Origin of the sequence: Vibrio sp. 10N.247.310.98, from assembly GCF_041467395.1 — a bacterium.
Classification (GTDB): domain Bacteria; phylum Pseudomonadota; class Gammaproteobacteria; order Enterobacterales; family Vibrionaceae; genus Vibrio; species Vibrio crassostreae_C.
Genome location: NZ_JBFSUL010000015.1, coordinates 14392 through 29198 on the forward strand (window position 1 = coordinate 14392; position 14807 = coordinate 29198).

The following is a 14807-nucleotide window of genomic DNA, read 5'->3' on the forward strand; positions in this document are numbered from 1 at the left end:
GCGTGTTATATTCTAGGGTCAACAAGCCCTAAACAAAGCTAAATTCAGATTAAAGGAACACCCAGTGTTACGTGAAGAACTAAAAGATTTTCTTGCAGACAAAGCCGACGACATGAAAGCAGAATCGATTGTAACTATCGATGTAGAAGGCAAATCAAGCGTTACTGATTACATGATTGTTTGTACTGGCACCTCTAAACGCCATGTTGCCTCTATTGCACAGCATGTTGCTGATGAAGTGCGTAAAGCGGGTATGCAACCTCTAGGTATGGACGGCCAGCAAGAAGGTGAATGGGTTGTTCTAGATATGGGCACAAGCATGCTTCACGTTATGCAAGAAGAGCATCGTGAGCTGTACCAACTAGAAAAACTTTGGGGCTAAGCTTTGAAGATCCAGTTAATCGCAGTTGGCACAAAAATGCCAAAGTGGGTTGAAGAAGGGTTTCAAGAATACAAACGCCGCTTCCCTCACGATATGCCATTAGAGCTCATTGAAATTACTGCAGGAAAGCGCGGTAAAAATGCAGATATTGCACGCATTCTTCAAAAAGAAGGTGAAGCGATGCTGGCTGCAGTTCCAAAAGGCAACCGTATTGTCACGCTCGATATCCCAGGTAGAAAGTGGGATACACCTCAACTTGCTGAGCAATTAGAAAGTTGGAAGCTGGATGGACGTGACGTATCTATCCTAATTGGCGGGCCTGAAGGATTAGCACCTGCATGTAAAGCGGCCGCAGACCAAAGTTGGTCTCTGTCTGCGCTTACTCTCCCTCACCCATTAGTACGCGTTATCATGGCTGAAAGCTTGTATCGAGCTTGGAGCATCACTGCTAACCACCCTTATCATCGAGAATAAGCGTTAATGTTACGTAAACGTAGCCAAATCCGCGATTACAAAGCAGAAGCACGACTATTTACTAGCCGTGCTTTTGTTGCGTTTGCGGGGATCATAGTCATGATGTCGATGTTGGTTGTTAACCTGTACAACATTCAGGTCAATCAATACCAAGACTATAAAACTCGTTCTAACGACAACCGTATCAAGGTCGTTCCGATCGCCCCTAACCGTGGTTTGATTTACGATCGCAACGGTATACTTCTTGCCGAAAACCGTCCTGTTTTCAATCTAGAAATCATACCCGAAAAAATTAAAGATATGGATGACACGCTTGCTCGTCTGCAAGCATTAATTGAGATCCCGCCAGAGCGTATCGAGCGCTTTAATCGTGATCGTCGTAATTCACGACGCTTTAAATCAGTACCTATTCTTAATCAACTGTCTGAAGAACAAGTTGCCGTCTTCTCTGTAAACCAACACAAATTCCCAGGTGTTGAAGTTACGGGAACTTTGAAGCGTTTCTACCCTTACGGTGATGTGCTCACTCACGTAATAGGCTATGTATCGCGCATCAATGACCGTGATATGCAGCGCTTGATGCGAGAAGAAAAAGACGCCAATTACCAAGCTACACGTGATATCGGTAAGTTGGGTATTGAGCGTTATTACGAAGATATGTTGCACGGTACAGCTGGCTACCAAGAAGTCGAAGTTAACAGTCGTGGACGAGTGATTCGTACCCTCAAATTTGTCCCTTCGGTTCCAGGCAAAGATATCGTACTTAACTTAGATATCAAGCTACAGCTATACGTACATAAGTTACTTGATGGCCGCCGTGGTTCAGCTATCGTTCTCGATCCGAAAGACAATGGCGTGTTAGCCATGGTATCGAGCCCAAGCTACGACCCAAACGCATTCGTGCATGGTATCTCGTCTAAAGGCTATAACGCGCTACTTCAAGACAAAAACCGCCCTTTGGTTAACCGTGCCACGCTAGGGATTTACCCACCAGCATCGACGATCAAACCCTTCATTGCTGTTGCTGCTCTGCAAGAAGGTGTTATTACACCAAACACTACGCGCAATGACCCAGGCTATTGGAAGATACCAAACTCAAAAACGAGACCATTCCGTGACTGGTTGCGTTGGGGACACGGTGTCGTGGATATAGAAAAAGCGATTGAAGAGTCGGTGGATACCTTCTTTTACCAAATTGCTTATGATCTCGGCATTGATCGCATATCCAAATGGATGATGATGTTCGGCTTTGGTGATTATACTGGCATCGATATTTATGAAGAAAGCAAAGCCAATATGCCAACTCGTGATTGGAAGATGGCAAGACACCGTGTGCCTTGGTACCAAGGTGACACCATCCCAGTTGGTATTGGCCAAGGCTACTGGACTGCAACACCCATGCAGATTGCAAAAGCCACATCAGTTTTGGTCAATGAAGGTGAAGTAACCGCACCTCACCTACTTCGTTCAACCATTGATAACGGTCGTCCATTCGATGAACAAATCATGTCGGACATTGAAACTTACCCACCGCTAACCGGGGTTAAGAAGAAGTATTGGGATATCGCTCAGGAAGGTATGAGGCTGGCTAACCACGGTAAGAAAGGTACGGCAAGACGTTCATTCCAGAAGATGTCTTACCAAACCGCTGGTAAATCGGGTACCGCACAGGTATTCGGCTTAAAAGAAGATGAAGAGTACAACGCGGATGAAATCGCAGAGCACTTACGCGATCACGCCCTCTTTACGGGTTACGCGCCTTTTGAAGATCCTGAAGCCGTCGTGACTATCGTTCTAGAGAACGCAGGTGGCGGTTCTTCTAACGGCGGCCCAGTAGTAAGAAGGATTTTAGACCATATTATCCTTGCAGAAGATTATCAAAGTGAGCCAATTAAATAATGAAACTTGATCCTTCAACTGGACGAAATAGAGCCCTATTCGAAAGGCTGCATATCGACCTGCCGCTTTTGCTTGGCATTCTGGTTTTAATGGGCTTTGCCCTGCTGATCATGTACAGCGCAAGCGGACAAAGCCTTGCGATGATGGACCGCCAGGCGATGCGCATGGCTCTGTCTTTAGGTGTGATGATCTTCCTAGCGCAAATCTCACCTCGTACTTATGAAACCTTGGCACCACTGCTATTTGTAGGTGGTGTCATCTTGCTATTGGGCGTGTTGTTCTTTGGTGAAGCCTCTAAAGGCGCCCAGCGTTGGTTAAACTTCGGCTTTGTTCGATTCCAACCGTCAGAGCTATTAAAGCTCGCGGTGCCTTTGATGCTGGCACGATTTATCGGTAAGCGCTCACTTCCACCAACATTCCAAACATTAGCGATCTCGCTAGTGATGGTGTTTGTACCGACGATTCTAATCGCAAAGCAGCCTGACCTAGGTACATCTATCCTTATCGCCGCATCTGGTATCTTCGTGATATTCCTGGCTGGTATCAGTTGGAAAATCATTGCTAGCGCGGCAATCGCATTAGGGGCATTTATCCCAATCCTATGGTTCTTCTTGATGCGTGAATATCAAAAAGTGCGTGTTAGAACCCTCTTTGATCCTGAATCAGATCCATTAGGTGCGGGTTACCACATCATTCAAAGTAAGATTGCGATAGGCTCTGGTGGTATTTCAGGAAAAGGTTGGCTGCAAGGCACTCAATCTCAACTAGAGTTTATTCCAGAGCGTCATACCGACTTCATTTTTGCGGTCATTGCCGAAGAGTGGGGCATGATTGGTATATTGTTCTTGCTTGCTATCTACTTGTTCATTATTGGACGTGGCTTAGTGCTTGCGAGCCAAGCTCAAACCGCATTCGGTCGAATGATGGGCGGCAGTATTGTACTGAGCTTCTTCGTTTATATTTTTGTAAACATTGGCATGGTAAGTGGCATTCTACCTGTGGTTGGTGTTCCTCTTCCTCTAGTCAGTTATGGCGGTACTTCAATGGTTACCCTCATGGCTGGTTTTGGTATTTTAATGTCGATACATACACACAGAAAAGCATTCTCAAAGGCGACCTAATCGATGTCTATTACAACGTTTCAAAACAAAGCATCCTTGGTTGAAGAGCTGCCAATCAAAAAAATAGTCTCTATCTTGGGGCTAGCGATTTTAATCAATGGTTGTTCTTCAAAGCAGCCAACAGGGCGCTACGATATTGATTCAGATATTGCACCAGACGCACCGATCTCAGTAGAGCATCTCGAGGATGCTCACCCTCAGTATGAACCTTATAGTTTAGGTGGTAATACGGATTACACTTTGCGTGGCGAAGACTACAAGATCGTAAAGAAAACCGAAGGTTTTACTGAGAAAGGCAAAGCCTCTTGGTACGGTAAGAAGTTTCATGGTCACTTAACGTCTAATGGCGAGATCTACGACATGTATTCGATGTCTGCGGCGCACAAAACATTGCCAATTCCAAGCTATGTAAAAGTGACGAATACCGACAATAACAAAACGACGATTGTTCGTATCAATGACCGCGGCCCATTCCATGAAGGCCGAATCATTGACCTTAGTTATGCGGCAGCTTACAAGCTCGATGTGTTAAGAACCGGCACGGCAAATGTTGAGATTGAAGTCATTACTGTAGCTATGCCAACCGACGCAAATAAAAAGGCTGCTTTACCGCAATTTATTATTCAAGTCGCGACATCTCCGCATGAAGATAGAACAGAGAAGTTAGCAAAAGATCTAGCCGAAAAGCTAGAAGTAGCAACGTTCTTGCAGCCAAATGATGACAACTACCGTCTGATGATTGGGCCATTTCATGACTATGCTCTGACTCAAGAGAAATTAGAACAAGTTAAGCTGATGGGTCACCCGTCAGCTTATATAAAAAAACACACCCTAACTCGCTAATTAATCTAACAGTTACTTCTGGTAATCAGCGCTCTGGTGTGACAGAGTGATTCTGTTAATATATGAATAGTTCACCAAATAATTGCATTCAAAATGATTAAATCTAATAAACTTGTTAAATCGATTTTTGCTACTTCTGTTGCTCTTTCTGCAACGATAGCTACATCGTCATTCGCCGCTCCTATTGTTGTTCCTGATGCACCTCAAATCGCCGCTAAAGGTTTTGTTCTGATGGATTACCATTCAGGCAAAGTACTAGCAGAGAAAGAGATGAATACTCAGCTTTCTCCAGCAAGTTTAACCAAGATGATGACGAGCTACGTGATCGGCCAAGAGCTCGACCGTGGCAACATCAACCTAAACGACGATGTTGTAATCAGTGAAAATGCTTGGGCTAAAAACTTCCCAGATTCATCTAAGATGTTCGTTGAAGTGGGCACTACGGTTAAAGTTGAAGAATTAAACCGCGGTATCATCATTCAATCAGGTAACGACGCATGTGTTGCTATGGCTGAACACATCGCTGGCTCTGAAGATGCATTCGTTGACCTAATGAACGCTTGGGCAAGCTCTATCGGCATGAAAGACACGCACTTTGCTAACGTGCACGGTCTAGACAACCCGAACCTATACTCAACGCCTTACGATATGGCGCTACTTGGTCAGGCGCTGATTCGCGACGTACCAGACGAGTACCGTATCTACTCAGAGAAGAAATTCACATACAACGGCATCACCCAATACAACCGTAACGGTCTGTTATGGGATAAGAGCATGAACGTTGATGGCATCAAAACGGGCCACACAAGCAATGCAGGTTACAGCCTAGTAAGCTCAGCGACAGAAGGCAAAATGCGCCTAGTGGCTGTAGTTATGGGCACCAAGAATGCGAATGCTCGTAAAACAGAAAGCAAAAAACTGCTTAGCTACGGCTTCCGCTTCTTTGAAACAGTGGCACCACACACAGCCGGTGAAACCTTCGTAGAAGAGAAGATCTGGATGGGTAGCAAGGACACAGTTGCACTGGGTGTCGACGAAGATACTTTCGTAACGCTACCTCGTGGTCAAGCTAAGAACCTGAAGGCAAGCTTCGTTCTTGAGAAAGAGCTAGAAGCGCCAATCAGCAAAGGCGATGTAGTTGGTAAACTATTCTACCAAGTAGACGGTGAAGACGTTGCTGAATACCCACTACTAGCACTTGAAGATGTAGACCAAGGCAGCCTATTCAGCCGTCTATGGGACTACCTAGTTCTTCTGTTCAAGGGTTTATTCTAAACAAGCAAAAGGTTTGTTCTAGGTAAAACCCAAGCTTGTTGTATAGCTAACCTAATGAGTAAGTTCATGATTTACTCATTAGCGAACCAAAAGCCGCCATGTGCGGCTTTTGTTGATCTTGAGTTCGGTGATATTTACACGTAATATTCCGCCTTATTACTCGTGTCTGTTGACCGAACACGCTTTTTATCGACATTTCGCCAATTTGCGAGAGTCTAGCCTTTTGGAGCTAATCATGAACATCAATTCTGATGCAAAACTAAAAGACCTCTTAGAGTTCCCTTGTTCATTCACTTACAAAGTAATGGGCCACGCTAAGCCAGAACTGACTGAGCTAGTACTAGAAGTGATCCAGCGTCATGCTCCTGGTGACTACAGCCCAACGCTAAAACCGAGTGCGAAAGGCAACTACCACTCTGTTTCTATCAATATTACTGCGACTTCAATTGAACAAGTAGAAACTCTTTATAAAGAACTGGGCGAGATCGAAATCGTTCGTATGGTTCTGTAATCTCCGATTACACATGAAAAACAGCGGCTTATTGCCGCTGTTTTTGTTTAAAGCACCCTATCTAGCTCAAATTCATTCAACTTAATTTTCAATAAATACAAAGAAAGTTGAAAAACCTTGCAGTCCGTCTGTAGTTAGAATCATGTTTCGCGTTTATAATGCGTTCACTTTATTAATCCTTGAGGGAGTGCAGCTTTGCAAAATAAGCTAATCGTAAAAAAATTAGGCCGTCAGGATTACGAACCTGTATGGAAAGCCATGCATAAGTTCACAGACGAACGCACGGAAGAAGACGTAGACCAAGTTTGGTTGGTTGAACACAACCCTGTCTTCACTCAAGGACAAGCAGGCAAAGCTGAGCATGTATTAAATGCTGGTGATATCCCTGTAATACAAAGCGATCGCGGTGGCCAAGTGACTTATCACGGCCCAGGCCAATTAGTGGCTTACTTTCTGATTAACATCCGCCGCAAGAAATTCGGAGTACGTGATTTGGTTACTCATATCGAGAACCTCGTAATCAATACTCTGAAAGCTTACAATATAGATTCAGCTGCCCGACCTGACGCTCCTGGTGTTTATGTCGATGGCAAGAAAATCTGTTCACTTGGATTACGTATTCGACGTGGCTGCTCGTTCCACGGGTTAGCACTCAACGTCGATATGGACCTGTCTCCATTCCTACGTATTAACCCATGTGGTTACCAAGGTATGGAAATGGCGCAGGTAAGCCAACTCGGCGGACCAAGTGAACTAGAAAACGTTGAGCAACAGTTAATACAAGAGCTCGTAGAGCTACTCGGCTATGACCAAGTAGACATTCAAGCCACCAGTAACATTACAGCAGAAGCATAAAATCATGAGCAAACCAATCCAAATGGAAAAAGGCGTTAAATATCGTGACGCTGACAAAATGGCATTAATTCCCGTAAAGAATATGCCTGCTGAACAGAAAGAAGTTCTACGTAAGCCTGAATGGATGAAGATTAAACTTCCTTCAGACAGCCATCGTATTCAAGAAATCAAATCAGCAATGCGTAAAAACAACCTGCACTCAGTTTGTGAAGAAGCGTCTTGCCCTAACCTAGCCGAGTGTTTCAACCACGGTACGGCAACGTTTATGATTCTTGGCGCTATCTGTACTCGTCGCTGCCCGTTCTGTGATGTTGCCCATGGTCGTCCTGTTGCTCCTGAAGCTGAAGAGCCGAAGAAACTGGCTAAAACAATTCAAGACATGAAACTGAAGTACGTTGTAATCACTTCAGTTGACCGTGATGACTTGCGTGACGGCGGTGCTCAGCACTTTGCTGACTGTAACCGTGAGATTCGCGAACTCAACCCAAATATTCGTATCGAAACACTGGTTCCAGACTTCCGCGGTCGTATGGACGTTGCGCTTGACCTAATGAAAGACAACCCGCCAGATGTTTTCAACCACAACCTAGAGACAGCGCCACGTCTATACCGTAAAGCGCGTCCAGGTGCGAACTACAAGTGGTCTCTTGATCTACTGAAGAAATTCAAAGAGCAGCACCCTGATATCCCAACAAAATCAGGTGTGATGATGGGTCTTGGCGAGACAAAAGAAGAGATCGTTCAAGTACTGAAAGACCTTCGCGAACATGGTGTGACTATGCTGACACTAGGTCAATACCTAGCACCAAGCCGTCACCACTTACCAGTAGAACGCTACGTGCCGCCTTCTGAGTTCGATGAGCTGAAAGAAATTGCTCTAGAACTAGGCTTCACTCACGCAGCTTGTGGCCCGTTTGTACGTTCTTCTTACCATGCAGACTTACAAGCACAAGGTATGGAAATTAAGTAGTCACGATTACTTAACTAAAAATACAAAGGCGCTGACTATTATGTTCAGCGCCTTTTTTCTATCTTGCAAATTCAGCTATACCTTCATATCGAAACAACAAAGCCACTCCCTATGAGTGGCTTTGTGCTTAACATTTCAAGTTCTGAGTGTTTAGGTTCAGATGAGCTCTGCGTTAACCAAATGAAGCCCAGATAACCGTCGCCACTAAGATTGGGCACACGAACTTCACATACATTGGCCAAACCTTACCAAACCAACCCAATTGGAAGTCAGGGCAACCTTGCTCAAGCTCTTTCACTTTTGAAGCTCGGCTCCATACCCAACCACCAAATAGGCAAAACATCAGTGCAGCAACCGGTTGAAGGTACTGAGTCGCTATCATCGCAACCATTCCAAACATCGCGGCAAAGTTGTAAACAATCACCACACTGAACAGTGCAATAACACCACCAATCACCCAACTCGTTGGTGTTCGTCTGGTATTGAAACGCTCACTCACTAGCGCTACAGGCCCTTCCAGCATCGAAATCGATGAAGTCAGCGCGGCAATCGTTAGCAACAAAAAGAAGACAATCGCGAAGATCTGACCAAGTACGCCTAAACTGTCAAACATCAAAGGCAGAACCGTGAATACTAGCGTATCAGAGCTTAATAATGAGCCATCTTCAGCGTAGATTTGAACACCTTTTTGCATCGCAACAAACATTGCTGGCATCACAACTAAACCCGCAATAAAAGCAACAGCTGTATCAACTAAAGTAACGTTCATTGCCATTTTTGGTAAATTCTCTTTCTTGCTTAAGTAAGAGCCATAAACCAACATTGAACAACCACCAATGGTGAGCGAGAAGAACCCCTGTCCCATTGCCGCCAGAATCAGTTTTCTATCCCACACTTTCTCAAAGTCTGGAATAAGGTAATGTTTTAGGCCTTCCATCGCGCCAGATTGCGTCATGATGTAAACAAACAATAAGCCAAATAAAACAAACAGCGCAGGCATCAAACGAGTCGACCATTTCTCGATGCCTTGCTTAACACCGCCCTGCACAATCAAGATAGTCAGTACATAGAACGCGACGGTACCAAATACGTTGCGCTCAACACTGAAGCCCTTAAACCAATCAGCAATCGCTTCTAGGCCGATAAGATCCGCGACCGCACCAATTAGGAAACAGATCAACCAGCCACCAACAATACTGTAAAACGCCAACACTGCGCTTGGTACACTCAGTCCAACCCAACCGACAAACTCACCGACTTTCTTACCCAAAGGGTTTGTCGTCAAAGATCGCATGCTATCAACTGGGTTTGCTTGGCCGTGACGGCCTATAGCCATCTCAACCACCAACATAGGGAAAGCAACCACGAAGATCATGATCAAATAGACTAAAAGGAAAGCGCCACCACCGTTGCTAGCAACTTGAGTCGGGAAACCCCAAATATTACCCAAGCCAACCGCTGCACCAGCCGCTGCTAAAATAAAACCTAAACGAGAGCTAAAGTGCTCTCTTGAAGAGGAAGATTGTTGGTCCATATCGCCCGCATTAAAAATCAGTGAACTAGTTGAGAAGTACAGTAATAAAAAGCAATGATAGGCACAACCAATAAATGAACAATTCTCTGATTTTTACAATCAATGCGCTATTTAGAACAACAAAATTAACAAAAAACCAGTCTTATCGTTCAATTATAAGCAACAAAGCGAAGCAGTAGGCTTAAGAAGGAAATGGATTGAATTGAGATAAATACTCGCCGTGTGGTTCCATTTATACAAACAAAAAGAGCACAGACCGGTGCTCTTACTATTCATCACTAGACTCGAATTAAATTGTGAAGACTTGGTAATCTTTTAAGTTCGGAATGATTTCATGCAGTTCTTGCTCTTGTTCTGCCATCTCATCAAGTGAATCACAGAACTCATTCGCTTCTTCTTGTACTTGTTGAGAGTGTTCTTTCATTCGCTCTTCAACTTTCAGCTTTAATTCAGCCATACTGTCAGCCAGTTCAGTCAGGTTTAGGCCACCGTCTTGTTTCATTTTTTCTGACATCGCATTAAAAGCGCTAGAGATAAATTCTTGGTTAAAGATTTCTTTCGCCTTCTCGAAATCTTCAGACCAGCCATTGGCCATCGAATCAAAGCTTTCTGCAGGCAACACTAATTCGCCATCTTTGTAATAACGCGCTTCCAGTTCTGCAAAGTAGGTTTTCATTGATTCTTTTACATTATCAAATGACTCAGGTGAATCCAGGCTAGCCGCGATATCATCAATCACGTCATTGGCTAACGCTAAGCTATCGTTGGCCATTTGTTTCGCTCGAGGTAAGTACTCACTCATGTTTTCGCGATATTTCTCAATCGCCGCTTGTTGGTCGGCATCAAGCTCAACCTTCTCACCATGAATATAGAGGTCGTTGTTATCATCAAAAACGGCCGTATCACCATTCACTTGATGGATTTCGACTTTTTGGTCATCAATTCGTAGTTCATTCTTCAAATCAACTCGACACTGAGCAGCAAACGTTGGCAAGCTCACAACAGAGATCGCCGCTGTTAACGATGCAATTAATACACTGTTTTTCATAAATACATTGCTTTTCATAACATCCTCTCATCAATCTGACAGATTACTATACCCTTGGTATATGCTCCTTTGTCAGAGAAACGTTTTATATCTATTAGTCAGTTAGTTAGTCGATAGAGATAACTTCGTAGCAAAACTGTTTATCTGCGACCTTAAACTCAATCTCATCACCAACTTCTTTACCCATTAGAGCCTGGCCAAAAGGTGCATTTGCCGTCACGATGGCAATCTCATTCTCATTCCACGTGACAGAAAGTCCGCCGACTCTCGGCCCCATAAAGAAATGTTTATATTGATCATGCTCGTCAATGACCACAACGTAACTGCTCACCGTAACCTTCTCACTATCACGCAACACTAAGTTACGATAACACTGAATATCGTCTTCACACTCTTGTACCCTCACCGCTTGACCATGGGCGAGATACGAAGCTTCTAATGCCAATGTATCGTACTTATGTTCAGGCACAGTCTCTTCATCGGTCGCAGCATCAATCGCACGCTGAGTCGCAGATTGTGCGATACGTAATCGGGATTCAAGTTGCTCTATGATTATTTGGCGAAGCTCAGACTTATTCATACTATTGGGGTGCTTTTCTATAGGAGCTACAGAATAGAATTAGGTACAATCAGGTGCAAGACATTTGATTCATCAAGCGACGCTATCATGAATAGGCGCCCGCTTTAGCATCAATACGACACTTAATAACTCAGGTAGAACATAAATGATTGAGCAGAAGCTAAAACAAGTATTCGGATTCGACTCACTGCGCAATGGGCAAAAGCAAGTCATTGATAACGTTCTATCTGGTCACTCGACTGCCGCGATATTCCCGACAGGCTCAGGTAAATCGCTGTGCTATCAATTACCAGCATTAGAGTTACCGCACTTAACCTTGGTGATATCGCCACTGTTAGCCTTGATGAAAGACCAACTCGCTTTCCTGCACAGTAAAGGCATTAGCGCAGCGGCAATCGAATCAAGCCAAGACCGACAAACCACACAACAGGTTATGCAGTCAGTGCGTAACGGTGACACCAAGATCCTCATGATCTCCGTCGAGCGCTTGAAGAACGAACGCTTTCGTCAGTTTATCTCCCAAGTGTCGATCTCACTGCTTGTGGTCGATGAAGCGCACTGTATTTCAGAATGGGGACACAACTTCAGACCCGACTACCTGAAGCTTCCTCAATACCAAAAACAGCTCAATATTCCTCAGGTTCTACTACTGACAGCCACTGCGACTACAGCGGTTATCCAAGATATGAAGTCAAAGTTTGAAATTGATGAGGAGCGCGTTGTGGTTACGGGTTTCTATCGTCAAAATCTCGATCTGTCGATTCAACCTTGTGAACAAACCAGTAAGCTAGAAACCTTGTGCAATGTGGTTAACCAAGCTTCTCTCGCTCCGACTATTGTTTATGTCACCCTTCAACAAACGGCAGAGATGGTGGCTCAGCAGCTTCGCAATGCTGGCGTTAATGCAGTGGCTTACCATGCGGGTCTTAAGCCTGAAAATAGAGATGCTATTCAACACCAATTCATGAATGATGACGTGAGCTGTATCGTCGCAACTATCGCGTTTGGTATGGGCGTGGATAAGTCCAACATTCGCCGAGTGATTCACTTTGACTTACCAAAATCGATCGAAAACTACTCACAAGAGATCGGCAGAGCTGGTCGAGATGGGCAAGCGTCTGAATGTATTTTACTGGCTAACAAACACGGTTTAAGCACACTCGAGAACTTCGTTTTTGGTGATACGCCAGACAACATATCGATCCAAGCGGTATTAAAAGAGATCTACGAAAATCAAAACATTGGCGCTTCTGGCTCGAATCAATGGGAGATCATGCTTAATCAACTATCACGTGAATCCAACATTCGTCAGTTACCGCTAAAAACACTACTGGTGTATCTCGAAATTGAAGGTGTGATTGAGCCCAAGTACAGCTACTTCGCAGACTACAAATTTAAGTTCATTCGTCCGAAACAGCAGATCACAGAGCAATTTCAAAGTGAACGCCGTCAATTTGTCGAAGCGATTTTCCAATGCTCTCCTCAAGCAAGAGTGTGGTGCCAAGTCGACTTCGATGCGCTTTGGACACACTTCCAAGCCGATCGTCAGCGTGTGATTGCGGCTATCGACTACTTCAATGAACAAGGTTGGATTGAACTAGAAAGCAAGCAGATCACCGATGTCTACGCGATCCACAATACTTCTGAAGATATGATGCAACTGTCAGAGCGTCTAACTGAGTTGTTTAAAGCAAAAGAAAACAGCGAGATAAACCGCCTTAACCAAATGCTGAATTTCTTTGAGGCGGATACTTGCCTAAGCTCACGCCTTGCGAGTTATTTTGCCGATGATAAAGCACCAACAAACTGCGGTCACTGCTCTGTATGTCGAGGAGAAGTGGCAATCTTACCAACCGTTGATGTTGAACCTATCGATGATGAGACGGTGATGACATGGATACATGAGTTTATTTCGGCTAGCCAACAACTGATTACCGACGAGGCAATTACTCGCTTCTTATGTGGAATCGCCACCCCGCTTTCAACCAAACTCAAAGCCAGTAAAATGGTCGGTTACGGCAAGCTAGAGCAGCAACCGTTCAGTGATACCTTAGCGCGAGTAAAACAACTTCCTAGGTAATTCTTACTTATAAAAAACCGACTAGGCTATGAAGCGTAGTCGGTATTCATCTCACTCATTATCTTTAAAAGAAGCTCAACTGACGCATTTGGTCTTTAGGTTGCAGCATTACGCTTAAACCAAGCAGGCGTATTTCTCGCCCCTGTTGTCTTTTCAGTATTTCACTAAGCAGCTCTTTGAAGTGTTCACGATCGAGAGAGGCATGGATGTGTTCAATCGTGGTTTGTTGAAAGTCGGCGAACTTGAGCTTAATGCCCTGCTTGATGATCGCTTTGCTTGGGCTAGCCTTTTCTAAGCGAGTCTCGAGTTCAGGAAATAGCTTATCTTCGATTACCTGCCAACATTCTGCGTAGCTTGAAATGTTTTGGGTAAAGGTGCGCTCTACACCTACCGATTTTCGCTCGCGCTCGATGATAACTTCTCGATCATCAATGCCATGACTGCGCTTCCAGAGTGATGCACCTTGACGGCCAAACTTGAGTAGCAGGTCTCGATAGTCAGACTCTTTGATATCCTTACAAGTAAAGAAACCCGCTTGGTGCAGCTTTTCTATGCTCACTTTGCCGACACCGGGAATCTTTTCAAGTGGTAGCTCATCGATCACTGATTGCACGTCTTGTGGAGGGATAACAAACTGACCATTGGGCTTATTCAGATCTGAGGCCACTTTCGCCAAGAATTTAATCGGTGCAATTCCTGCAGAAGCTGTCAGGTTCAGTTCGTTCCAAATATCACGGCGAATAGACTCGGCAATAAGTGTTGCTGAACCGTGACACCGCTTAGAATCGGTGACATCAAGGAAAGCTTCATCCAAGGAAAGTGGTTCAATGATTGATGTGTATCGAGAGAAGATTTCACGGATCTTTTTAGATATCTCGACATAGACCGACATTCTTCCCGGCACAACCAATAGATTAGGACAAAGCTGCAGGGCTTTTCCGGTCGGCATTGCAGAGCGAACACCAAACTTGCGGGCTTCGTAATTACAGGTACTCAAAACACCACGTTGCTTTTCATGCCCACCAACAGCTAACGGGCGATTTCGGTAAGCAGGGTTATCACGCATTTCTACAGCAGCGTAAAAACAATCCATATCAACATGAATTATTTTTCTTACTTTCTCTTCACCCGCACTACACATCTAGGAATCACTCGACCTTACAACTGTATCTATAAACAGTATAATCCAATTATTATCAGATTTAAAACGATCTCGAGTCCAGCTAAAGAGGTTT

14 protein-coding genes are annotated in these 14807 nt (G+C 44.4%); 10 read left to right on the forward strand and 4 right to left on the reverse strand.

Annotation, left to right across the window (positions count from 1 at the left end; translation table 11 throughout):
* Positions 1–64: 64 nt before the first annotated feature.
* The 9 genes from rsfS to lipA all read left to right on the forward strand — a co-directional run bounded on the left by rsfS (position 65) and on the right by lipA (position 8330).
* On the forward strand, positions 65–382 hold the full coding sequence (gene rsfS / locus AB6E78_RS08250) for a ribosome silencing factor (protein WP_004735247.1): 318 nt from the start codon (positions 65–67) through the stop codon (positions 380–382).
* Positions 383–385: 3 nt separating this feature from the next.
* The gene (rlmH, locus tag AB6E78_RS08255) at positions 386–856 is read left to right on the forward strand and encodes a 23S rRNA (pseudouridine(1915)-N(3))-methyltransferase RlmH (protein WP_017068506.1); all 471 of its coding nucleotides are present in this window, start codon (positions 386–388) and stop codon (positions 854–856) included.
* Positions 857–862: 6 nt separating this feature from the next.
* Positions 863–2755: a penicillin-binding protein 2 gene (gene mrdA, locus AB6E78_RS08260; RefSeq protein ID WP_017068507.1), complete on the forward strand. Its 1893-nt coding sequence runs from the start codon at positions 863–865 to the stop codon at positions 2753–2755.
* On the forward strand, positions 2755–3876 hold the full coding sequence (gene rodA / locus AB6E78_RS08265) for a rod shape-determining protein RodA (protein WP_017062334.1): 1122 nt from the start codon (positions 2755–2757) through the stop codon (positions 3874–3876). The genes mrdA and rodA overlap by 1 nt, the downstream gene beginning before the upstream one ends.
* A gap of 3 nt (positions 3877–3879) precedes the next feature.
* On the forward strand, positions 3880–4719 hold the full coding sequence (locus tag AB6E78_RS08270) for a septal ring lytic transglycosylase RlpA family protein (RefSeq protein ID WP_017071279.1): 840 nt from the start codon (positions 3880–3882) through the stop codon (positions 4717–4719).
* 93 nt (positions 4720–4812) lie between these two features.
* Positions 4813–5994 (forward strand): serine hydrolase, encoded by a 1182-nt coding sequence (locus AB6E78_RS08275; protein WP_017068508.1) that lies wholly within the window; start codon positions 4813–4815, stop codon positions 5992–5994.
* Between the two features lie 232 nt (positions 5995–6226).
* On the forward strand, positions 6227–6505 hold the full coding sequence (gene ybeD / locus AB6E78_RS08280; protein WP_026084358.1) for a DUF493 family protein YbeD: 279 nt from the start codon (positions 6227–6229) through the stop codon (positions 6503–6505).
* A 195-nt stretch (positions 6506–6700) separates the two neighbouring features.
* Positions 6701–7360, forward strand: coding sequence for a lipoyl(octanoyl) transferase LipB (lipB, locus tag AB6E78_RS08285; protein WP_004737632.1), 660 nt, complete (start codon positions 6701–6703; stop codon positions 7358–7360).
* A 4-nt stretch (positions 7361–7364) separates the two neighbouring features.
* The gene (lipA, locus tag AB6E78_RS08290) at positions 7365–8330 is read left to right on the forward strand and encodes a lipoyl synthase (protein WP_017064177.1); all 966 of its coding nucleotides are present in this window, start codon (positions 7365–7367) and stop codon (positions 8328–8330) included.
* Between the two features lie 172 nt (positions 8331–8502).
* Here lipA and AB6E78_RS08295 read toward each other — a convergent pair whose 3' ends face one another.
* From AB6E78_RS08295 to AB6E78_RS08305, 3 genes are all read right to left on the reverse strand, one after another.
* Positions 8503–9864 (reverse strand): sodium-dependent transporter, encoded by a 1362-nt coding sequence (locus AB6E78_RS08295; RefSeq protein WP_372132993.1) that lies wholly within the window; start codon positions 9862–9864, stop codon positions 8503–8505.
* A gap of 289 nt (positions 9865–10153) precedes the next feature.
* On the reverse strand, positions 10154–10930 hold the full coding sequence (locus tag AB6E78_RS08300; RefSeq protein WP_372132996.1) for a YggN family protein: 777 nt from the start codon (positions 10928–10930) through the stop codon (positions 10154–10156).
* An 88-nt stretch (positions 10931–11018) separates the two neighbouring features.
* Positions 11019–11492 carry a GreA/GreB family elongation factor gene (locus tag AB6E78_RS08305; RefSeq protein ID WP_017059917.1) on the reverse strand — a complete coding sequence of 158 codons (474 nt, stop codon included), beginning with the start codon at positions 11490–11492 and terminating at the stop codon, positions 11019–11021.
* 145 nt (positions 11493–11637) lie between these two features.
* On the opposite strand from AB6E78_RS08305, the gene AB6E78_RS08310 reads away from it, so the two are divergent.
* Positions 11638–13572, forward strand: coding sequence for an ATP-dependent DNA helicase RecQ (locus tag AB6E78_RS08310; RefSeq protein ID WP_017059916.1), 1935 nt, complete (start codon positions 11638–11640; stop codon positions 13570–13572).
* Between the two features lie 64 nt (positions 13573–13636).
* Here the strand turns inward: AB6E78_RS08310 and dinB are convergent, their stop codons facing one another.
* Positions 13637–14713 carry a DNA polymerase IV gene (dinB, locus tag AB6E78_RS08315; RefSeq protein WP_372101237.1) on the reverse strand — a complete coding sequence of 359 codons (1077 nt, stop codon included), beginning with the start codon at positions 14711–14713 and terminating at the stop codon, positions 13637–13639.
* Positions 14714–14807: the final 94 nt, after the last annotated feature.

Bases quoted from the DNA above. Each gene is read 5' to 3' on its own strand.
- mrdA (WP_017068507.1), top strand. From the start codon at position 863: ATGTTACGTAAACGTAGCCAAATCCGCGATTACAAAGCAGAAGCACGA.
- rodA (WP_017062334.1), top strand. From the start codon at position 2,755: ATGAAACTTGATCCTTCAACTGGACGAAATAGAGCCCTATTCGAAAGG.
- AB6E78_RS08270 (WP_017071279.1), top strand. From the start codon at position 3,880: ATGTCTATTACAACGTTTCAAAACAAAGCATCCTTGGTTGAAGAGCTG.
- AB6E78_RS08275 (WP_017068508.1), top strand. From the start codon at position 4,813: ATGATTAAATCTAATAAACTTGTTAAATCGATTTTTGCTACTTCTGTT.
- lipA (WP_017064177.1), top strand. From the start codon at position 7,365: ATGAGCAAACCAATCCAAATGGAAAAAGGCGTTAAATATCGTGACGCT.
- AB6E78_RS08295 (WP_372132993.1), bottom strand. From the start codon at position 9,864: ATGGACCAACAATCTTCCTCTTCAAGAGAGCACTTTAGCTCTCGTTTA.
- AB6E78_RS08300 (WP_372132996.1), bottom strand. From the start codon at position 10,930: ATGAAAAGCAATGTATTTATGAAAAACAGTGTATTAATTGCATCGTTA.
- AB6E78_RS08305 (WP_017059917.1), bottom strand. From the start codon at position 11,492: ATGAATAAGTCTGAGCTTCGCCAAATAATCATAGAGCAACTTGAATCC.
- AB6E78_RS08310 (WP_017059916.1), top strand. From the start codon at position 11,638: ATGATTGAGCAGAAGCTAAAACAAGTATTCGGATTCGACTCACTGCGC.
- dinB (WP_372101237.1), bottom strand. From the start codon at position 14,713: ATGTGTAGTGCGGGTGAAGAGAAAGTAAGAAAAATAATTCATGTTGAT.